General features: G+C 72.4%; 22 protein-coding genes. 12 read left to right on the top strand and 10 right to left on the bottom strand.

Features of this window, described 5'->3' with window-relative positions:
* Positions 1–521 precede the first annotated feature (521 nt).
* The gene (locus ACIQVI_RS31535) at positions 522–1,259 is read right to left on the bottom strand and encodes an ATP-grasp domain-containing protein (protein WP_403602251.1); all 738 of its coding nucleotides are present in this window, start codon (positions 1,257–1,259) and stop codon (positions 522–524) included.
* 787 nt (positions 1,260–2,046) lie between these two features.
* On the opposite strand from ACIQVI_RS31535, the gene ACIQVI_RS31530 reads away from it, so the two are divergent.
* Both ACIQVI_RS31530 and ACIQVI_RS31525 read left to right on the top strand, forming a co-directional pair.
* A complete protein-coding gene (locus tag ACIQVI_RS31530; protein WP_403602124.1) occupies positions 2,047–2,325 on the top strand; it encodes a hypothetical protein in 279 nt (92 codons plus the stop codon).
* Between the two features lie 186 nt (positions 2,326–2,511).
* Positions 2,512–2,781 (top strand): GlsB/YeaQ/YmgE family stress response membrane protein, encoded by a 270-nt coding sequence (locus ACIQVI_RS31525; RefSeq protein ID WP_351972370.1) that lies wholly within the window; start codon positions 2,512–2,514, stop codon positions 2,779–2,781.
* 178 nt (positions 2,782–2,959) lie between these two features.
* Here the strand turns inward: ACIQVI_RS31525 and ACIQVI_RS31520 are convergent, their stop codons facing one another.
* Positions 2,960–4,171: a saccharopine dehydrogenase family protein gene (locus ACIQVI_RS31520; protein WP_403602120.1), complete on the bottom strand. Its 1,212-nt coding sequence runs from the start codon at positions 4,169–4,171 to the stop codon at positions 2,960–2,962.
* 117 nt (positions 4,172–4,288) lie between these two features.
* Between ACIQVI_RS31520 and ACIQVI_RS31515 the strand changes: the two genes are divergently transcribed.
* Positions 4,289–4,990: a TetR/AcrR family transcriptional regulator gene (locus ACIQVI_RS31515; protein WP_403602117.1), complete on the top strand. Its 702-nt coding sequence runs from the start codon at positions 4,289–4,291 to the stop codon at positions 4,988–4,990.
* Between the two features lie 133 nt (positions 4,991–5,123).
* On the opposite strand, the gene ACIQVI_RS31510 is transcribed toward ACIQVI_RS31515, so the two are convergent.
* Positions 5,124–6,599, bottom strand: coding sequence for a protein kinase (locus tag ACIQVI_RS31510; RefSeq protein WP_403602114.1), 1,476 nt, complete (start codon positions 6,597–6,599; stop codon positions 5,124–5,126).
* 217 nt (positions 6,600–6,816) lie between these two features.
* Between ACIQVI_RS31510 and ACIQVI_RS31505 the strand changes: the two genes are divergently transcribed.
* On the top strand, positions 6,817–7,251 hold the full coding sequence (locus tag ACIQVI_RS31505) for a DUF6892 domain-containing protein (RefSeq protein ID WP_403602111.1): 435 nt from the start codon (positions 6,817–6,819) through the stop codon (positions 7,249–7,251).
* A 100-nt stretch (positions 7,252–7,351) separates the two neighbouring features.
* Here the strand turns inward: ACIQVI_RS31505 and ACIQVI_RS31500 are convergent, their stop codons facing one another.
* The 3 genes from ACIQVI_RS31500 to ACIQVI_RS31490 form a co-directional block, all read right to left on the bottom strand.
* Complete coding sequence (locus ACIQVI_RS31500) at positions 7,352–7,903, bottom strand: Clp protease N-terminal domain-containing protein (RefSeq protein WP_351974150.1); 552 nt, start codon at positions 7,901–7,903, stop codon at positions 7,352–7,354.
* Complete coding sequence (locus tag ACIQVI_RS31495) at positions 7,903–8,112, bottom strand: helix-turn-helix domain-containing protein (protein ID WP_078968169.1); 210 nt, start codon at positions 8,110–8,112, stop codon at positions 7,903–7,905. The genes ACIQVI_RS31500 and ACIQVI_RS31495 overlap by 1 nt, the downstream gene beginning before the upstream one ends.
* A gap of 123 nt (positions 8,113–8,235) precedes the next feature.
* A complete protein-coding gene (locus tag ACIQVI_RS31490) occupies positions 8,236–9,147 on the bottom strand; it encodes a S1 family peptidase (RefSeq protein ID WP_403602107.1) in 912 nt (303 codons plus the stop codon).
* A 796-nt stretch (positions 9,148–9,943) separates the two neighbouring features.
* Here ACIQVI_RS31490 and ACIQVI_RS31485 point away from each other — a divergent pair.
* Complete coding sequence (locus ACIQVI_RS31485) at positions 9,944–10,747, top strand: SGNH/GDSL hydrolase family protein (RefSeq protein WP_403602104.1); 804 nt, start codon at positions 9,944–9,946, stop codon at positions 10,745–10,747.
* Positions 10,748–10,899: 152 nt separating this feature from the next.
* Here the strand turns inward: ACIQVI_RS31485 and ACIQVI_RS31480 are convergent, their stop codons facing one another.
* Together ACIQVI_RS31480 and ACIQVI_RS31475 are read right to left on the bottom strand one after the other, a co-directional pair.
* Positions 10,900–11,331 carry a hypothetical protein gene (locus tag ACIQVI_RS31480; RefSeq protein WP_403602101.1) on the bottom strand — a complete coding sequence of 144 codons (432 nt, stop codon included), beginning with the start codon at positions 11,329–11,331 and terminating at the stop codon, positions 10,900–10,902.
* Positions 11,332–11,535: 204 nt separating this feature from the next.
* Entirely contained in the window at positions 11,536–11,658 is a 123-nt protein-coding gene (locus ACIQVI_RS31475; RefSeq protein ID WP_403602098.1) for a hypothetical protein, read from the bottom strand.
* A gap of 108 nt (positions 11,659–11,766) precedes the next feature.
* On the opposite strand from ACIQVI_RS31475, the gene wecB reads away from it, so the two are divergent.
* The 5 genes from wecB (at position 11,767) to ACIQVI_RS31450 (ending at position 16,003) form a co-directional block, all read left to right on the top strand.
* Entirely contained in the window at positions 11,767–12,906 is a 1,140-nt protein-coding gene (gene wecB / locus ACIQVI_RS31470; protein WP_403602095.1) for a non-hydrolyzing UDP-N-acetylglucosamine 2-epimerase, read from the top strand.
* A gap of 89 nt (positions 12,907–12,995) precedes the next feature.
* A complete protein-coding gene (locus ACIQVI_RS31465; protein WP_403602092.1) occupies positions 12,996–13,169 on the top strand; it encodes a hypothetical protein in 174 nt (57 codons plus the stop codon).
* 88 nt (positions 13,170–13,257) lie between these two features.
* On the top strand, positions 13,258–14,637 hold the full coding sequence (locus ACIQVI_RS31460) for a glycosyltransferase (protein WP_403602089.1): 1,380 nt from the start codon (positions 13,258–13,260) through the stop codon (positions 14,635–14,637).
* Positions 14,638–14,857: 220 nt separating this feature from the next.
* The gene (locus ACIQVI_RS31455; RefSeq protein WP_351973609.1) at positions 14,858–15,391 is read left to right on the top strand and encodes a DoxX family protein; all 534 of its coding nucleotides are present in this window, start codon (positions 14,858–14,860) and stop codon (positions 15,389–15,391) included.
* Positions 15,392–15,526: 135 nt separating this feature from the next.
* Positions 15,527–16,003 carry an NUDIX domain-containing protein gene (locus ACIQVI_RS31450; RefSeq protein WP_351973610.1) on the top strand — a complete coding sequence of 159 codons (477 nt, stop codon included), beginning with the start codon at positions 15,527–15,529 and terminating at the stop codon, positions 16,001–16,003.
* A 45-nt stretch (positions 16,004–16,048) separates the two neighbouring features.
* Here ACIQVI_RS31450 and ACIQVI_RS31445 read toward each other — a convergent pair whose 3' ends face one another.
* Entirely contained in the window at positions 16,049–16,930 is an 882-nt protein-coding gene (locus tag ACIQVI_RS31445) for an aldo/keto reductase (RefSeq protein ID WP_403602084.1), read from the bottom strand.
* 208 nt (positions 16,931–17,138) lie between these two features.
* Here ACIQVI_RS31445 and ACIQVI_RS31440 point away from each other — a divergent pair, with 208 nt between their 5' ends.
* Both ACIQVI_RS31440 and ACIQVI_RS31435 read left to right on the top strand, forming a co-directional pair.
* The gene (locus ACIQVI_RS31440) at positions 17,139–18,395 is read left to right on the top strand and encodes an extracellular solute-binding protein (protein WP_403602081.1); all 1,257 of its coding nucleotides are present in this window, start codon (positions 17,139–17,141) and stop codon (positions 18,393–18,395) included.
* Between the two features lie 50 nt (positions 18,396–18,445).
* Positions 18,446–18,847: an NTP pyrophosphohydrolase gene (locus tag ACIQVI_RS31435; protein ID WP_121833108.1), complete on the top strand. Its 402-nt coding sequence runs from the start codon at positions 18,446–18,448 to the stop codon at positions 18,845–18,847.
* Between the two features lie 16 nt (positions 18,848–18,863).
* On the opposite strand, the gene ACIQVI_RS31430 is transcribed toward ACIQVI_RS31435, so the two are convergent.
* Positions 18,864–19,565: a TetR family transcriptional regulator gene (locus ACIQVI_RS31430; protein ID WP_403602077.1), complete on the bottom strand. Its 702-nt coding sequence runs from the start codon at positions 19,563–19,565 to the stop codon at positions 18,864–18,866.
* Between the last annotated feature and the right edge of the window lie 26 nt (positions 19,566–19,591).

Here is a 19,591-nt window from a genome sequence, read left to right as displayed (position 1 = left end):
ACGAGCCATTGGGACGAACGGACACCGTCGGGCACGGTCCTCTTCTGCTTCGGACTCGGCCAGGCGGGCGGGCGGAACCAGCGTCCTTTGCCGGCCGCTCCGGGACGCGGTGGAGTTCTGTCACCTGTCACTTGCCACCTGTCCCGTGGCTCGCGGTCTGTCGGGGCGGACCGCGAGGGAGCCGTGCTTGTCGGGCAGTACCAGGAACTCCTCGTTCTGCCGCTCTTCACGGCTCTGCGTGGTCACAGGTGCCGGTACGGGGGTGGAGGGGCCGCTGCCGCAGCCCGGGACGGCCGCGCTCCCCGGCGGCGAGAGCACTCCAGATCCCTATCGACCAGTACGACGACGACGGCGAGCGTCAGGACGGCTCGAGCCGTACGCCGTCACCGCCTCGAACGAGATGCCGAGCGTGGTCGCCGCCCACTCTGCGGGGCGTCCCCCTCCCGTTCCTCCCCCAAGTTGCCGATACACCCCACGCCAGTGGCCGGGCCGTCCGCCGGGGCCTGGTTCGCGCGGGCCGATCAGTGTCGTTCGAACGGCAGATCTCGCGGCCGCACGTGTTCGCGTGGTCCCGCCGCCCGCAGGACCACGTCCAGTACCCGTGCCGGGTCGGCCGCGTAGGAGTGCGAGAACCACGCCATGTTCGCCTCCACCACGGCCCAGCGGTGGCCCGGGCGGTACGGGTCCAGGAGTTGTCCGACGTCCACGACGACGGCGCTCGGCAGCGTGTGGCCGACTGCGGCGGTCAGCCGGTCGGCGAACTCCGCGATCTGCGCCGCGGTGGCCCGGTCGGCTCGGTCCGTACCGAGCGGGCGGGGGTCGAGCCGGCCGAACACCGCGTACCGGCTCGCCGTGGCGATCCGGCCGTCCAGCAGGAACAGCCGGTACTCGGACGCGAAGGTCACCACGTCGGACAGGAGCACCGGTGCCGCCGGGTCCAGGGCGGAGGACAGCCGGGAGCCGTCGGTGTGGACATCGGGCGGGAAGGACTTGTCACGGGGCGGCTTGACGAACGTCGGCCGGTCGATCGCCCATGCGTCCGCGACGGTCCCCATCCGTATCCGGCGGCCGGTGAACTCCTCCGGCAGCTCGGCGAGCCAGTCGTCCGCCGGCTCCAGCAACGCGAACCCGAGCCGGCCGGCCAGCCGCGCACCCGCGACCGGTCCGCCGTACCAGTGCGCGGGGCCTGCCAGGCCGGGCTCCTCCGCCGCTCCGACCGGCATCCCTCGGCCCATCGCCTCGACGGCCAGCAGTTCCATCGTCGACGTCCGCCGTCCGGGCATGACCAGCACCGCGATTCCCTCCCGCACTCCGCAGAACCGTCACGCTAGCCCTACCGTGTCCGCTGCCGCAGCCGAGAATTCCCCGTGGCGGGTCCAGGGCAGGCCGGGTTACGACGAGCCGCGACTCAAGGTCTGGTTCACGCCCCGCACGTGTGACGGTGGCGGCGATGCGGCAAAGGGGCGCGCTGTTCCTGGTGGCGGCGGGGCCCGGCGGATGCCAGGCCGTGCAGCTCCCGCAGACTCGCTGCCGCCGGACGCTCGCTCGTACAGACGCCGGGTCGGAACATGTCGAACGGCCCGCACCATCACCCAGTGGTGCGGGCCGTTCGTTCACCCAAGGGCCTGTCGGAGGGGGAAAACCGGCAGGCCCTGCCCTTTTCGGAGCGGTCCCATGCGCTCCACCCCCGCCTGCCCCCGAACCCGGCTCCCACACCCCCTGATTTTCCAGGGGTCTGTCAGGGCAGGTCGCCGTCCCGCTCCCAGCGGCCGGAAGCACCGGCGCGGAGCGTACGGAGCACGTCCACCCGGCCCGAAGGAGCCGGGCTCGGTGACCAGCGCGACGCCGTCGTCGGTCCGCTCGCCCTCCCAGCCGGTGATGGGGCGAGGCGCACATCCGGGGCCGGCGCGGTGATGGGCCAGGAGGAATGGATCAGCTGCGTCTGAGCTGCGCTGATGCGGGTAGGCAGGGAAAACCGCCGCCCTTCAACGCGTGGAGTGCGGGAACCTACGGCCTCGCACCCAGCCGCACGAGGAGATGTACGTCATGAGCCCCAGCACGGTCCTGTCCCTCTCCCCCCGGCCGGTGCGTACGGCCGCCCGTGCGTCCGGCGCTCTTCCGGCCTCGGCGCTCGAGGCGATGCTGGACGCCGCCTATGAGACGCACCGGCGTTTTCGGCACGGCGCTTTCGCCGAGCCCTGTCCGACCTGCCACGTCCCGGCGGGCGAGCTCTGTCTGACGCGTCGCAGTGTGCACGCCGCCCGTCGGCTGGCGCACCGCGTTCGGGTGGCGTCGGCCAAGCCGTTTCCCCATGCGGTGGCATAGCCCTGCTGAACGCGTGGGCGGGCGGCGGCGGGGCGGCGTCACGTGCCGGGCGAGGGGTGGAGAGGCCGGGCGGGCAGGGGCGCAACGACGCCACGGTTGCGGGGTGTGTGAGGGGGTTTGAAAGTCGTCCGAGTGCGTATACGCCGTGTTGACACAGATTTTATATCAGCAGGTAGGAGACGCATCATGGGCATCATCGCGTGGATTCTCATCGGCCTCGTCGCCGGTTTCATCGCCAAGGCGATCATGCCGGGCAAGGACCCGGGCGGCGTCGTCATCACGATCCTGATCGGCATCGCGGGCGGTCTGCTGGGCGGCTTCCTGGGCAAGGTCATATTCGGCGTCGACTCCATCGACGGTTTCTTCGACCTTTCCACCTGGGTCGCGGCCGTCATCGGCTCCGTCATCCTGCTGGCCGTCTACCGTCTCGTCACCGGCAACCGACGACACGCCTGAGTCGCCTCGGCGAAACCGCGTCACCCGTGAAACGGCTCCCCCCTTTGCTTCCAGGGGCGGAGCCGTTCGCCGTGTCCCGGTCCTTCCGTGTCCGGCGGTACGGAGGCGGAGTGGGCCGCCCGTCTGCGCCCCCGCTGCTCACCGAGGTGCGGCTCGGCGCGGAAAGGCGCGCGTCGGGTCACTGCTCGCGCATACCCCAGGGGGACCCGTACGCGGTCAGCAGGTCGAGGAAGGGCCGGGGGGTGAAGGCCTCGGGGCCGAGGACGCCGGTGCCGGTCCAGGTGCCGTTCGCGACGAGTTCCAGGGCGATGACCGGGTTGATCGCGGTCTGCCAGACCACCGCCTGGGAGCCGTACTCCTTCATCGACCACTGGTTGTCGACGACGTGGTAGAGGTACACCTCCCGCGCCCGGCCGTCCTTCGTGGCCTTCACCCATGTGCCGGCGCACGTCTTGCCGTGCATACGCTCGCCGAGCGTCGCCGGGTCGGGCAGGCAGGCGGCGACGACGTCACGCGGCGAGACCTCGGCGCCGCCGGGCAGGGTCACCTTCTCGGTGCGGTCCAGGCCCAGTTTGCGCAGCGTCTTGAGGGTGTCGATGAACTCGTCGCCGAGGCCGTACTTGAAGGTGACGCGCCGGGCGTCGACCCAGCGCGGGATCAGCAGGACCTCCTCGTGCTCGACGTTGACGCACTCGACGGGGCCGATGCCCTCGGGGAAGTCGAAGACCTCCGGCTCGCTGAAGGGGGCGGTGGTGAACCAGCCGCGGTCCTTCTCCCAGATCACCGGCGGGTTCAGACACTCCTCGATCGTCGTCCAGATGGAGAACGACGGGGCGAAGTCGTAGCCGTCGACCGTCAGGTTCGCGCCGTCCCGTACGCCGATCTCCTCGATCTCGTCGAACAGCTCGTCCGCGGCGTAGCGGGCGAAGACGTCGGAGAGGCCGGGCTCCACACCGAACCCGACGAGCGCCAGCCTCCCGGCCTCCTCCCAGGCGGCGGCCCGTTCGAACTGGCCGTCGCCGAGCTTGGTCCCGCACTCCTCGTACGGGCGCTCCGGGTGCGGGGACGACAGCGACATCGCCATGTCCAGGTAGTGCGCGTCGGCCGCCAGGGCGGCTTCGAACAGCGGCATCACGAATCGCGGGTCGGTGGCGTTGAGCAGTACGTCGCACCGCTCCCGCCGGAGCAGGCCGGTGACCGCCTCCCGGTCGGACGCGTCGACGCGCGCGGCGCTGAACCGGGTGTCGTCCGCGCCCAGCGCGGCCACGGCCGCTTCGGCGCGGGAGACGTCGTAGTCGGCGACGACCATGTGGTCGAAGAAGGAGCGGCGGGCGGCGATCTTGGTGATCGCGGTGCCCACGCCGCCCGCGCCCACAAGGAGTACTCGCATGACAAGGGTGCCTTTCGACGGGGAGGCCAAAGCCTTGGATGCGTCATGGAACGGGGAGGGGCGAGAAAGCGTCAACGGTGTTGGCATAAGGTCGCGGCAGAGGAGACGGAGGTACGCATGGCTAAGGAAGTGGTGTCGGAGACGGACCGGCGCCGCAGAAGGCCCACGAAGCAGGGTGTCGTCCTCACTCAGAAGCTAATCGTGGAGACCGCTCTGCGCATGTTGCGCGAGCACGGCAGGGAGGGGATGACCGTGCGGCGGCTGGGCGTGGCGCTCGGCGCCGATCCCAGCACCCTGTACCGCTACTTCCGCGGCACCGACGACCTGACGCTGGCCATCGCCGACGAGCTGATCGGTCGGGCGATGCGGGACTGGCGAGCCACCGGCGACTGGCGTCGCGACCTGCGGGACATCGGCCTTCGCATCCACACGGCCTACCTCGACCATCCGGAGGCCGCCGTCCTGACCGCCAGCCGGGTCAGCGGCCGGGCGAACGAGATCGCCACCGACGAGGTCGTCCTGGGCATCCTGCGCGCCACCGGCCTGTCCGATTCCGACGTCGTCCGCATCTACCAGGCGTTCATCGACCAGACCCTCGCCTTCGCCGCCCTCGACGCCGCCGGTCTCGCCCTGCCCGCCGCGGCCCGCGCCGCCGACGAGGAGGTCTGGCGCGCCACCTACGCCCGTCTCTCCCCCGACACCCATCCGCACATCGCGGCCACCGCGCCCCTGCTGGTGGCCCGTATGAACCACAGCGCCTACCCGACCGCCCTGGAGATGCTGCTCGACAGCGCGGCGGCGACGCTCCGGGCGGGCTGAGCGGGCTGAGCCGGCTGAGCCGGCTGTCGCGCTCGGGGGCGGTCCTTACGGGTCGGGGTTCGTCGCACGATCTGGTCGATCGGCATGGGTGTCCCCGGTCGTGGAGGCGTCGGAAGCAGTACCGTGCGGGCCGTCAGCGAGCGTGGAAGCCGGTGCAGCCCAGGCGGCGCCAGCGGCTCCGGTCGTCGCTCTCGGCGTGGTAGACGACGACGGTCCAGTCGCCGGCCGCCGTCACCGCCGGTGCCCCGGCGAAGTCGGCGGGGTAGGCGAGCGCCGTACGGTCCGACGCGACGCGCACGGGTGCGGACGTGTGACCGAACCCTTCGGTCCCCGGCGGTTTCACGCCGACCACGACCCGGTACGGCCCGGCGCCCTCCGCCGACAGCCGTACGTCCGCCGTCCTCGCGCCGGCGCGGTACGAGACGGAGGTCGACGTCGAGCCCCGGGCGGGTCCTTGGGGCGGACGGTCGCAGTTGCCGATGCCCATCCGCGCCTCCTCGGTGTCGGCGGAGAGCTTCCAGCGCACGTCTTCGGCGGCGCCGTCCCGCGCCGGGCCCGGCTCGACGTCCAGGCTCCAGCTCCCCTCCAGGGTCCAGCCATCCGCGCTCGGACCGGCCGTCCCGCCGCCGGGACCCGGGGCCCGGGCGTCGTCCTCGCCGCCGTTCTGCGCCCACCACCGCGTCACGGTGACGCCGGCGGTGGCGACCACCGCCGACAGGAGCGCCGCGGCCATCGCCCTCCGCAGGGGGAAGCGCCGTTGCGGTGCCCCTGCGAGCAGGGTCTTGGGCAGGGTGCCGTCCGGGGTTTCGCAGCGGGTGGCGACGCGGGCCGGTGTCGGCCGTGCGGCCGGGTCCTTGGCCACGCAGGCCCGCACCAGGGCGAGGAGTTCCGGGTCGTCACCGGCCGCTCCCCCGAGGTCGACGTCCTCGTGGACGGCGCGGTAGGAGACCGCCTCGGCGGCGCCGCCGCCGAAAGGGGGCCGTCCGGTCAGCGCGTACGCCATCGTCGCCCCGAGCGCGAACACGTCGGCCGCGGGAGAGACCTCGTTGCGCAGCAGGACCTCCGGTGCGGTGAAGCCGGGGGTGCCGGGCGCCGTGCCGGTCGCGGTGAGCCGGGTGTCGTCCGCGCCCCGGGCGATGCCGAAGTCGATCAGCCGCGGGCCGTCGGGCCCCAGGATCACGTTCTGCGGCTTCAGGTCCCGATGGGTGACGCCGTGCGCGTGGACGCCCGCCAGGGCGCGGGCCAGCTCCGCGCCCAGCGCCCGGACCCGTACCGCCGGGAAGGGGCCTTCCGCGCCGACCGCCTGGCGAAGCGTGGGCCCCGGCACGTACTCGGTGGCCAGCCAGTACGGCGGTGCGTCCAGCGACGCGTCGACCAGGCGTGCGGTGCGGGGGTCGCGGATCGTCCGGACGGTGGCCACCTCGCGCCGGAACCGGGGCAGGGCCTCCGGGTGTCCGGTGATCTCCTCGCGGATCACCTTGACCGCCACCAGTCCGCCCCACGCCGACCGGGCCAGGTACACCTGGCCCATGCCGCCGGCTCCGAGGCGGCCGACGAGTTCGTAGCCGCCTATGTGCGAGGGGTCCTGACCGGCCTGCAGTGGGTTCACACCGCCGTACTGTAACGATGGACGGGCCGGGCGGGGCCGCTCGTCGGAAACGGTCGCGGATCGCCTGCCGGATCGGGGGCGGCGTTCTCGGCGCCCGGTCCTCGCGCCCTCCGTGCCCCGGCTCCCGTCCGACTCGCCCCGTGTCCCGAGCTCGTCGAGGACCACGCCGTACGGCCCGGCCCGGATCCGTGTCGTACCTCCGTGGTACCCATGTGCCATGAGCCAGTTCCGCGACTTCAACCTCAAGCTGCTCGTCATCGAGGAGCTCATGTACGGCCCCGAGCCGCTCCTCCCGGTCTACGACCTGCCCGCGCAGCTGGCCGAGCGCGGGATCGGCGACCCGGCGTCCTACGTCCTGGAGAACGGCCTCCACGCGGAGGTACTGCCGGAGGCCCGGGCCCATTTCGAGGCCCTGGAGATCCCGGCCGAGCTGCTCGCCCGCGTCGAGGAGCTGTGCTTCGACGCCGGGGCGGACGTCTTCCGGCACTGCGCCCCCGCCTGGGACGGCGAGGACGACCTGTTCGACGTCCGCTCGCTCGACGACCTCGCCCTGCTGCCCCGTCTGCGGGAGGTCACCTTCGTGGAAGACGGCGTCCTGGCCGTTCCGGACGCGGCGGAGGTCTTCGCCGCGCGCGGCATCGACACCGACTGATCCTCCGACACCCGTTCGTCACCCGGGTACCCGGCGGGGCCCTCGGGAGCCCCCGACGGGGAAGCCGCTCGCGTCGCCGTGCCCCGCGTCTGTCCGGCGCTCAGCCCTGGGGCCGGTCGAGTGCGTGCTCCACCGTCGTGTAGGTGACCCCGTGGTCGGCCAGGGTTTCGGAGACGACTCCCGGGCGGGCCGTCAGGGCCAGGAGGAGGTGTTCGTCGCCGATCTCCTTTTCTCGTCGGCCCAGGCAGACGCGGAGGGACTGCTCCAGGGCCTTCTTGCTTTCGCGGGTGAAGGGGCGGCGTTTCGAGCCTCGGGCCCGGCGGTCGGGTCCGGCGGTGAGGGCGCCGGGGCCGTGTGCCTGTTCGACCCGGGTGACGATCTGCGTCACGTCGATGCCGAGGTCCGCCAGCGCGTCCACCTCGACCGACGAGAGGCCGCCCCTGCGGCGGGCCGCCGCGAGCGCGGCCTCCAGGGACGGGCGCCGCTCCGTCGCTCCCAGGGCCCGCAGTACGGAGGCCGCCCTGGTGTCCTGTGCGTCGAGCAGCGCCAGGAGGAGGTGTTCCTCCGTGACCGCGGGGGCGCCCTCGCGTTCGGCCACCGCCACCGCTCCGGTCACCACCGCCCGGGCGCCCTTCGTGAACCTCTCGAACATCAATGCCTCCCGTGCTTCTTGTGGACGGCCTGGCGGCTCACGCCCAGTTCGGCCGCGATCTCCTGCCACGACCAGCCCTGGGCGCGCGCGCTGCGCACCTGGACGGCCTCCAGCTGTTCCAGGAGACGGCGCAGCGCGGAGACGGCACGCAGTCCGATCCGTGGGTCGCGGTCACCCGCCCGCTCGGCGAGGTCGGTCGCATCACTCATGCCGTCAACTTACGTTGACGCGCGACGCATGTCAACCATAGTTGACACGAAGGGTGTGCGACGCACACGGCCGAGGGGCACCTCCGTCTGCGGAGGCGCCCCTCGGACACGGTGGATCGGGGATCAGAAGACGCTGACGCCGTAGGCGCTGAGGGCTTCGGTGACGGGCTGGAAGAAGGTGGTGCCGCCGCTGGAGCAGTTGCCGCTGCCGCCGGAGGTGAGGCCGAGGGCCGTCGTCCCGGAGAACATGGCGCCGCCGCTGTCGCCGGGCTCGGCGCAGACGTTGGTCTGGATGAGGCCGTAGACGACGTCGCCGCCGCCGTAGTTGACGGTGGCGTTGAGCCCGGTGACGGTGCCGCTGCGCAGGCCGGTGGTGCTGCCGCTGCGCTGGACGGACTGTCCGACGTAGGCGTTGCCGGCGCCGGTGATGTCGCGGTAGCTGCCGTTGTAGAGGTAGACGCGCCCGTCCGCGGCGGAGGCGTTGGAGTGGCGGATGATGCCGTAGTCGTTCGTCGGGAAGCTGGTTCCGGCCCGGGTGCCGAGGACGGCGGTGTTGGCGGAGTTGGTGTACCAGGTGCTGCCGCCGTTGGTGCAGTGGCCGGCCGTCAGCGCGTAGTAGGTGCTTCCGCTGCGGACGTTGAAGCCGAGGGAGCACCGGCCTCCCCCGCCGTAGATGGCCTGGCCGCCCGCGATGAGCTTGTTGATCTTCCCCGCGGTCCGCTCGATCTTCAGGTTCGCGGCGTTGTCGCCGGCCGCCTCGCGCAGGGTCGCGATCTCGGCCTGGGAGACCGTGGAGTCGACGGTGACGACGACCTTCCCGGTGGCCCGGTCGGTGTACCAGGCGGAGCCGGCCACGTCGGCACGGAGGACGGCGTCGCTGGTGGAGGCCAGCGCGACGGCCGAGGCCTGCGCGGTGCCGGCCTGCTGCGCAGAGGAGGTGGGGGCGGTCAGGGCCGAGGCGGCCACGAAGGCGCCGAGCACGGCGATCAGCCGGCTGCCCCGGACGATCCTGCCACGACGGGACGAACGGTTCACTGCATCCTCCGGTGGGGGTGGTCGGGCCGCTGGGGTGAGCGGCCCGGTGGAGCACGAATCGGCGACGGTGGCCGCCATGAACCTGTCAACTGCTTGGGGGAATCATTGACTCCGCGCCGGGCCGCCACAAGGTGCCCTTTCAGCCGCTCTACGCGCGTCCGCACCGCGAGGCGAACTCGACAGGATCGAACAAATAACGACCGAGGGTTCACTCGTACCTGAGAGGCGTCAGTAAGTTGCAGAAGGCTTTTGCGATCCAGAACTCCGGCCCGACCTCCGGAACCGGCCCGCCGGAGCGGGAAGAGGCGGAAGGCGCAGCTCCACTCGGACGCGGCTTCGTCGGCCTCGCGCTTCAGGGCCGGGAAGCAATCGGACACTGCCGCAACGTCCGCGGGGCGCAAGGAGCCGTGGACGCGGCCGCGCGAGCCCCCTTCCCGTCGCCTCGAACTTCCAGGTCCGGACGTCGAGAACGGAGAAGCGATCACGCCGGCCGCGCGCGTACACGGCAATGATGGGCATTCACCCGTTCTGCCGGATGGCTGAATTCGTACGCCCGAAGGCGCGACAGGGGGCGGTCCGGTCCGGGGCCGTCCGTTCCGTACGCGGGACGATCGACGCCTCTCCTGCGCGGGGCGCGCCGAGCCGTACGGCAGGTCCCGTCGGGCGATCCAGGGGCGAACGCCGCGTGCCCCGACGCGTGATGCGAACAGAAGAAAACCACTTCACACATCTATTCCGTGAGCCACGGGGCCTGCTAGAAGAGTGACTCCCCCTCACCTCCAAGGAGCTCCTTGTCATGCGCGCAACCAAATTGAGATGGGTTCTGTCCGCGCTTCTGGCCGTGTCGGCCGTCACCGTGGGCCTCGCCCAGCCCGCCTCCGCCGCCGCGTCGGCCGGGGAGCGCTACGTCGCGCTCGGCGACTCCTACTCCTCGGGGGTGGGCGCCGGCAGCTACACGTCCGACAGCGGCAGCTGCCAGCGCAGCAGCAAGGCCTACCCGTCCCTGTGGGCGGCGACCAACGCCCCGGCCTCGTTCTCCTTCACCGCCTGCTCGGGAGCGACGACCGGCACGGTCAAGAGCGGTCAGCTGGCTCCGCTGAACAGCTCCACCACGCTCGTCAGCGTCACCGCGGGCGGCAACGACGTCGGTTTCGCCGACGTCATGCAGACCTGTGTGCTGCAGAGCGAGGCGACCTGCGTCAACGCGGTGAACAACGCCATCGCGCAGGTCAACGGGACCCTTCCCGGCAGCCTCTCGTCGCTCTACTCCACGATCCGCGGCCGCGCGCCCCAGGCCCGCGTGGTGGTCCTCGGCTATCCGCGCTTCTACCAGCTGAACGGCAACTGCGTCGTCGGTCTGAGCGAGACCGAGCGCGCCGCGATCAACCGGGGCAGCGACGCCCTCAACGCCGTGCTCGCCAAGCAGGCCGCCAACGCGGGCTTCGTGTACTCCAGCGTCGTGGACGAGTTCACCGGCCACGAGATCTGCTCCGGCAACGCCTGGATCCACAGCGTCACGGTGCCCGTCTCCAACAGCTACCACCCCACCGCGACCGGTCACTCCGGCGGCTACCTGCCGGCCTTCCGCTCCGTCGCCTGACCCCTCGTACGCGATCCAGCGGGGTGCGGCCTCGTCGGCGGAACCGCTCACCGGGTGCCGGTGAGCGGTTCCGCCGGTACTCCGGCGGGGCGGGGTTCATCCCCGGAGCGGGGTCTCGGGGTCGTCCGGCCCGCCCCGCTCCCCCGTAGCCGTCACGGGCAGTTCGCGCCGTTCGGGTTCACGACGCAGCTCACCTGCCAGCCGGTCCAGGAGCCGTCGGAGTGGCGGATCCGGAACCAGTAGTTGCCGTCGCTGCCTATGGCCGCGATGGAGAAGTTCAGGGGGCTGTCCTGGAAGTAGTCGATCTCGACCCGGCTCTTCACCCAGCCGCCCATGGACGTCCAGCCGTTCCAGGAGCCGTCGGTGCGGGTCCAGTTCGTCCACACACCGTGATCGGCGCCGACGACGAACTCCTGCTTCGTCCCGTCGGGGAACTTGGTGGTCGTGACGCCGTACTCGCAGAAGTACTTCTGTCCCTTGGTCGTGCAGTGGGTCGCCGCCTGTGCCGGTGCCGCCGCGACACCCACTCCGGCGAAGGCGGCCAGGGCCGCGACCGCCGCGAGGGCACTCTTGAGTCTGCGCATGTGCTTGTTCCTTTGCCGAGTGGCGTGGTCGTGCCGGGGAGGGGGCGGGCCGGCACCTCCGGCGTGACCCGGTGTCCTCGGCATTCCCCGGCATCCCCCGGCGAGTCAACATCCTCGGCCCCTCCCCTAACGTCCCGCTGACGATCCGCTTGCGTCCGCCCGGGACGGGTCTCCCCTGCGAGCCGACCAGGTGAACAGATGGGGTCATTCGCCTTTTTCCGGCGATTCGCGCAATCGGCCCGCCGAGAACCCATCCGACGGCGAGCCAAAAATCCTCAGGTTGAACACAATTCCATCACAAACGCCGAAGGTGGCATTTTCGGCCATCCGGTGGCTCATAGGCTTCGTTCGGCTGCCACGTCGACCGCGTGCGGCTCCGGGTACCAGGCCGCGCGCGCGTGCACCGGTCGCTCGGCGTGCGCGGCAGGACCAGACATGAGTGGGATTCCGTCCGGCGGGCGCGACGTGGCCGTGGTGCTCGGCACCCGCCCGGAGATCATCAAGCTCGCGCCGCTGATCCGACTCCTCGGGGAGCGGGCGCGCGTCGTGCACACCGGTCAGCACTACGACAGCTCCCTGTCGGGCACGTTCTTCGCCAACTTCGGTCTGCCGCGCCCCCACCTCCTGCTCGACGGCGCCACCGGGCCGTGGGGGCGCGGGGACCAGATCGGCTCGCTGACGTCCGAACTCGCGCGGGCCTTCGTCGCCGACCCGCCGCGCGCGGTCGTCGTCCAGGGCGACACCAACAGCACCTCCGCCGGGGCGCAGGCCGCGCACTACTGCGGCATACCCGTCGTGCACGTCGAAGCGGGCCTCCGCTCGGGGGACAGGGCGATGCCGGAGGAGATCAACCGGCTCGTCGTCGGCGTGCTCGCCGACGTCCACTGCGCCGCCACCGACCGGGCCGCCGCCAACCTCCTGGCGACCGGAACGGCACCCGAGCGGATCCGGGTCACCGGCAACACGGTCGTCGAAGCCACCCTGATGTCCTTGCCCGCGCCCGGGGAACGCGACCGCATCGCCCGCGAGCACGGCGCCCACGGGCCGTTCGTCCTCGCGACCGTCCACCGCCCCGAGAACACCGACGGTCCCGACCGCCTCCGGGCGCTGCTCACCGCCCTCGCCGGGATCGGCGAGCGGGTCGTGATGCCGCTGCACCCCCGGACCCGCGCCAAGGCCAAGCAGTTCGGCCTGGACGGCCTCCTGGACCCGCTCGACGTCATCGACCCGGTCGACCATCCCACCTTCCTGACCCTGGCCGACCGCGCCCGGCTGCTCGTCTCGGACTCCGGGGGCGTGCAGGAGGAGGCCACCGTGCTCAAGAAGCCGCTGCTGGTCGTCCGCACCAGCACCGAACGGCCCGAGGCGGTCGCCGCCGGGTTCAGCCGTCTGGTCGAGCCGGGCCGCCCGCTCCTGGACGCCGCCCGCGCCGCGCTCGACGACCCGGACCTGCACGTCCGGCTGGCCGGCACCGCGTCCCCGTACGGCGACGGCAGCGCCTCCCGGCAGATCCACGCCCTGGCGACGGCCCTCGCCGACCGCGCGCCCCTGCCCGGCGCGGCGCCGGTCCGCTGACCCCGCAGCAGCCGACGCGTACCGCGCGCCGGTGACCAGCGGAGCCCCGCCGGATCGGCCGGCCGGGCTCCCCGACGAAAGGAGGACCCGTGTACGGGTCGGTAGGAAAGGGCGCCGTGGGCGCCGGAGTGGTGGTCGGCGGAGGACAGCTCGCCGTGACCGGCGGAATGCCCGGCCTCGTCGTGACCCTGTTCGCCGCCGCCCTCGTGGTCGGCGGGGCCCTGATGATGCGCTCCGCCCGCCTCAAGGCCGCCAGGGCCTGACCCGGGCCCGGCCGGTCCGGCCGTCGCTCACCCGCCGGCCGGACCGGCCCTCTCCGCAGCACCCGCCCCTCTGGAACCAGGAACCTCCGTGACGTCCTCCGAGCCCTCCGGCCTGCTGGGCCTCCTGGCCGACTTCAGCCTCGTCCTGAGTCTCTTCTTCCCCCTCTACCTCCTCGGCCTGGTGCTGCCGCTCCTCGTGCGCCGCAAGCGCAGGCGCGGCAAGGCGAGCGACTACCAGTGGCACCTGTTCGTACCGTGCCGCGACGAGGAGGCCGTCATCGGAGACACCCTCACGTATCTGCGGGCCTCCTGCCCCGAGGCGCACATCTGGGTCATCGACGACGACTCCGAGGACCGCACCGGCGACATCGTCCGGCGGGCGGCGGCCGTCGACCCGGGCGTCCACCTCGTCCAGCGGCGCCGGCCCAACGCCCGCCTGGGCAAGGGCGAGGCGCTCAACGCCGCGTACGACACGCTCAGCTCGCTGCTTCCGCCCGGCACCGACCGCGACCGCGTCGTCGTCGGTGTCTTCGACGCCGACGGCCGGCCCGCGCCGGGCTGCCTGGACCACGTGGCCGCGCGCAGGTTCTTCGGGCGTCCGGGCATCGGCGGCGTCCAGATCGAGGTGCGGATGATGAATCGCGGCGAGCGCCGGCCCGCCCGGGGCAAGGGCGCCGGCCGCAACTTCTACAGCCGTCTGCTCATCCGGATGCAGGACCTGGAGTTCCGCGCCCCGGTGGCCGCGCTCCAGCACGCCCGCAAGTCCTCCCGTACCGTCTGCCTCGGCGGCAACGGGCAGTTCGTCCGCCTCTCGGCGCTCGACGACCTCGACGCCGAGCGCGGCCGTCCCTGGACCGGCCGGCTCCTGGAGGACTTCGAGCTCGGCATCCACCTCATGCTCGCGGGCTGGATCAACGCCTTCTGCGCCGACACCCACGTCGAGCAGGAGGCCCTGTTCGACACCAAGCGCTTCCTGACGCAGCGCACCCGCTGGGCCCAGGGGGTCATGCAGTGCGTCGGCTACATCCCCGCCATCTGGCGCAGCAACAAGATCCCGAACGTCGGCTTCCTGGAGCTCACCTTCTTCCTCAGCCAGCCCTGGCTCCAGCTCGTCGGCGCCCTGCTCTACCCGATCCCGCTGATCGCCCTCGTCGCCTCCTACAGCCGTCACCCCGAGGCGGCCGCCGCGTACCTCGCCGACGGCGGATGGCGCGGGATCGTCCTCTACGCCGTCATGGCCCTCGGCCAGTTCGTGATCTGGGGCCCGATCTACCGGCGCAAATGCGAGCCCGGCACCGGCTTCTGGCGCTCCCTGGGCTGGGGCCTGGCCTACCCCTTCTACCTGCTGTTCCTCTACGTCGTCTCCTGGCGCGCCGTCGGCCGCATGATCAGCGGCCGCAACGGCTGGGCCAAGACCCGCCGCAACGCCGAGGCCCCCACCAGCGGTCCCGTCGCCAAGGAGGCCTGAGCGCGGTACTGCCCGGCCGGTTCACCCGCCCGGCCGGTTCACCCGCTCGGCCGGTTCACCCGCTCGGCGGAGACCGGCGGGGCGGGGCCCGGGTTCGGGAGGCCGGTTCGGGTGGTCGTCGTGGTTCCGCCGGATGCCGACGGGCGAATGGCGGTGGTTCGGCGGGGCACCTGATACTTCCAGCAGATACCGCGTCCCTTGTCGTTCCGGAGGCATCGTCATGAGTCTTCTCCGTGTCATCGGCCGTCCGATGCTCGCCTCGATGTTCGTCGTCGGCGGTCTGAGCTCTCTACGGGATCCCCGGCGGGTGGCCCCGGTGGCCGAGTCCGTCGTGCGGCCCTTGGCCGAACGGATCTCCGTGCTGCCGGACGACACCGAGCGGGTCGTCCGGCTCAACGGTGCCGTGCAGGTGGTGAGCGGCGTCCTGCTCGGGCTCGGCCGCTGCCCCCGGCTGTCGGCGCTGGCCCTCGCCGCGACGCTGGTGCCCACCACGCTGGCGGCGCACCGGTACTGGGAGGTCGAGGACCCCGCCGACCGGGCCCAGCAGCGCGTCCACTTCTTCAAGAACGTGTCCATGCTGGGCGGCCTGCTGATCACCGCCGACGACACCGGCAGCGCCCCCTCGCTCCTGTGGCGCGGCCGTCACGCCGCCCGGGACCTGCGGCACGACGCCCGTCTGGTGCGCCGCTCGGTCCGGGCCACCGCGCCCACGGCGGCGGCGGTCGGCAGCGGCCGGGCCAAGCTGGGCATCTGAGCCCCGGCGGCGTCGGCGGTGTTCCGGCGGGTACGGGGCCGGTCTCCCACCGGAGGGTCCGGAAGGTTCGGAGGGTCCGGAGTCGGCCGACTTGGGGCTTGATGGTCGTTCCGGGTGCCCCATAGCGTCGGGGCGATGGAGACGCCGCACCGGCCCGCCGCCCGGGTCATCTGTCTGGACGCCGCCCACCGCCTGCTCCTTCTGCGCTGGCGGGATCCGCTCGACGGCACGTGGCTGTGGGAGCCGCCCGGCGGCGGCATCGAGCCCGGTGAGACGCCGCTGGCGGCGGCACGGCGCGAGCTGTTCGAGGAGACCGGGCTCGATCCGGCCGCCGTCCTCGACCGGTCGGTGCTCGTCGACCGCGACGGGTGGTGGAACGGCAAGCGGCACGTCGGGACGGAGCACTTCTTCGTCGCCCGGTTCGCCGTCGAGCGCCCCTCTCCGGTGCGCACCGGCCTGCTCCCCCACGAAGAGGCCAGTCTGGACACGCACGCCTGGATCGCGTGGTCCGATCTGGGCGCGCTGCCCGACCCGGTCGAGCCGCCGCAGTTGCCGAGCGTGCTCGACGCCCTGGCGCCGGACGGACCGTGGCACGGCCGGGGATCCGCGTGAGGCGCGGTCGCGGTGTCGGCCGTACGGGGGTGAGCGGGGCCGCGGTCAGGGGTGGTCGGTGGGCGCGGCCGTCCGGTCGAGCAGTTCCCGCTGGGAGTCGGTGAGCCGGAGGTCCGCCGCGGCGAGGTTCTCCTCCAGGTGGGCGAGCGAGGCGGTGCCGGGGATCGGCAGGACGACCGGGGAGCGGGCGAGCAGCCAGGCGAGGAGGACCTGGGCGGCGGTGGCGCCGAGGTCGGCGGCGACGGTGGTGAGCGCGGAGGGCCGGTCGGGTTCGGCCGCCGCGGCGACGGGGCGCCAGGGGAGGAAGGCGATGCCGGCGGCCTCGCACGCCTCCAGGACCTGCTCGTGCTCCCGGTCGAAGAGGTTGTAGCGGTTCTGCACGCTCGCGATCTCGGCGGTCCGCCGGGCCTCGGCGAGCTGCGCGGTGGTGACCTCGGACAGGCCGATGTGCCCGATCTTTCCCTCTTCCTGGAGTTCGCGGAGCGCGCCGACCTGTTCGGCGACCGGGACCTCCGGATCGATCCGGTGCAGTTGCAGGAGGCCGACGCGCTCGATCCGGAGGCGGCGCAGGCCCTGCTCGACCTGTTCGCGCAGGCTCTCGGGCCGCGCGTCGTACGCCCACCCTTCCGGGCCGGTCCGGAGGATCCCGACCTTGGTGGTGATCAGCAGCCCGTCCGGGTACGGGTACAGGGCCTCGGCCAGGAGTTCCTCGTTGGCGCCCCATCCGTACAGGTGGGCGGTGTCGATCAGGGTGACGCCCCGTTCGACGGCGCGCCGGGCGACCGCGAGGGCGGCCTTCCGTTCGGGGGCCGGTTCGGTCGGCAGGCGCATGGCGCCGAACCCGAGCCGGTTCACGCGGTGTTCGCCTCCGATGGAGAACGTGCTCGGAGTGCTCGATGTACTCGGCGTACCCGGTTTTCCGCTCATCGGCCCGACGATACCCAATCCCCTCTCGCGAGGGGTTCGAACGCGACGCCGCCGCATATTCGAAAGCACCATGCGAAATCATTCCGCTTGGAGATATGGCACAACCGTTCGGTAAGGGGGCGCGATATACGGCCTGACCAGGAGAGAATTCCGGTCGCACCACCCCAAAGACCAAGAGGAAGAACCCGTGCGCCCAAGACTCTTCGGCATGACCGCCTCCCTGGCCGCGTTCGGACTGCTGGGGTCCCTCGTCACCGCCTGCGGCTCCCCCGGGAGCGGCGGGACGACGCTGCGCCTGGTGGTCCCCGAGTACGGCGACGGCCCGGCGACCAGTTCCAAGACGTACTGGGACAGGCTGGCCACCGCCTTCGCCGCCACCCACCCCGGCAAGAAGGTCGAGGTGACGCTCTACCCGTGGGCCGAGGTCGACCGCGAGGTCACCCGCATGGTGGAGGAGGGCGACGCCCCGGACGTGGCCCTCCTGGGCGCGTACTCCGACTTCGCCGCGCAGGGCCGCCTCCACCCGGCCGGCGAGGTGCTGTCGATCAGGACGGAGGCGAACTTCCTGCCGCCGCTGGTGAAGGCCGGTTCGGTCGACGACACCCTCTACGGCCTGCCCTTCGTGGCCAGCAGCCGGCTGCTCTTCTACAACGAGGAGCTGTTCGACGGGGCCGGGGCGAAGCCGCCGAAGACCTGGTCGGAGCTGAAGGGAGCGGCCCAGGCGCTGAAGAGGGAGGGCGTGGTCTACCCGTACGCGCTGCCGCTCGGCCCCGAGGAGGCCCATGCCGAGGCCCTGATCTGGGAGCTCAGCAACGGCGGCGGGTACACCGACGTCCGCGGGGAGTACAGCCTCGCCTCCGAGCGGAACACGCAGACGTTCCGCTGGCTCAAGGACAACCTGGTCGAGCCGGGTCTGACCGGCCCGGTTCCGCCGGGCCGGCTCAACCGGCAGGACGCCTTCGACGCCTTCCTGCGCGGCGACGTCGGAATGCTCAACGGCTACCCCTCGCTCCTCCACCAGGCGCGGAAGAAGGGCATGAAGGTCGGCACGCTCCGTATGCCGGTGTCGGACACGCTGGACAGCGAGGAGACCCCGCCGGCGGCGGGCGTCGCCGACTGGATGATGGCCTTCAAGCGCGAGGGGAACCGCGAACTGGTGGGCTCGTTCCTCGACTTCGTGTACGAGGACAAGAACCTCAACGAGTTCGCCGAGCGCTACCGGCTGCTGCCGTCGACGGTGTCCGCCACCCAGGCGTCCCGGGCCGCGGCGGCCGACCCCAGCGCCGAGCAGTTCCTGAGCGCCCTGCGCGGTGCCCGGCTCTACCCGGTCAACGAACCGTCCTGGCTGCAGGTCAGCAACACCATCAAGCGGAACATCGGCAAGGCGGTCGAGCCGTCCGCCGACCCGAGGGCCGTACTGGAGCAGATCGCCCGGCAGGCCGAGGAAGCAGCGCGGCCGGAGTAGCGGCGCGGCAGGCAGCGCGGCCTGAGCAGCGGCCTGGCATCCTGGGGGCCATGCGTCCTGAGGATCCGGCCCTCCGTCCCCTGCTGGTGGTGGACGGGGCCAATGTCGTGGGTTCGGTGCCCGACGGCTGGTGGCGCGACCGGCGCGGGGCCGCCGAGCGGTTGCGCGACCGGCTCGCCGCCACCGGCGGTCCGGCCGACGGCCCGTACCCGGGGCCGTACGAGATCGTCCTGGTCGTCGAGGGCCGCGCCCGGGGCGTCGCCTCCGTGCCCGGGGTGCGGGTCGAGGAGGCTCCCGGCAGCGGTGACGACCTGATCGTCGAGCTGGCCCGGAGCGCGGCCGGCCGGCCGTGCCTGGTCGTCACGGCCGACCGGGAGCTGCGCCGCCGGGTGGAGGAGGAAGGCGCCCGCTGTACGGGTCCCCGCGGCCTCCCTCCGGCGCCCGCCCCCTGATCGTTCGGCAAGGGGCTCACTTCCCGGGCGTTCCGCCTTCGGGGAGGCCGTCCAGGAGGTGGCCGAGCGTCCCGAGGACCAGGCGGCAGACCTCGTCCGGGTCCGCGTCCGCCAGTGGCCGCTTGCCCGCGACCACCCGGGTCAGGCCGATGCCCAGGAGCCAGGACAGGGCGAGGTCCGCCCGCAGCGCCGCGTCGTGCCGGGTGCTCAGCTCCGCCAGGGCCTTGGCGTACGCCTCGCCCAGCCCGGCCACCGCCGTGGAGACCTCGTCGCCGCCACCCACCGAGCGCAGCATCGTCTTGAGCGACCGGCTCGCCCCCGGGGCCCCGGCCGGGTCCGCCGGGGAATGGAGCAGGCTGCGCAGCACCGCCTCCACCAGACGCTCCGGCGGAGTGCTCCGCAACTGGTCGTACCCGCCCTGTGCGACCACTTCGCCGAACAGCGCCTGCTTGGAGCCGAAGTGCCGGAACAGCAGGGCCTGGTTCACCCCGGCGCGGGCGGCGATCTCCCGTACCGTCGCCCGGTCGTACCCCCGCTCGGCGAAGAGGGCCGACGCCGCGGCGAGCAGCCGCTCCCGGGTGCCGCCGCCCCGTGCGCCGCCGTCCGGTACGGACCGCTCCCCCGCGCCCTCCCGCCGTACGGACCGCTCCCCCGCACCGTCCCGCCGTACGGGCACCCGCCCCGCCGTCTCGGCTCCGTCGGCCCTCGTCCGTGTCATCCCCGCCCCCTCCGCACCCCCGCCGT

This window comes from Streptomyces sp. NPDC098101 (genome assembly GCF_044760185.1).
GTDB lineage: Bacteria > Actinomycetota > Actinomycetes > Streptomycetales > Streptomycetaceae > Streptomyces.
This window is presented reverse-complemented; position numbering and strand designations above follow the sequence as displayed.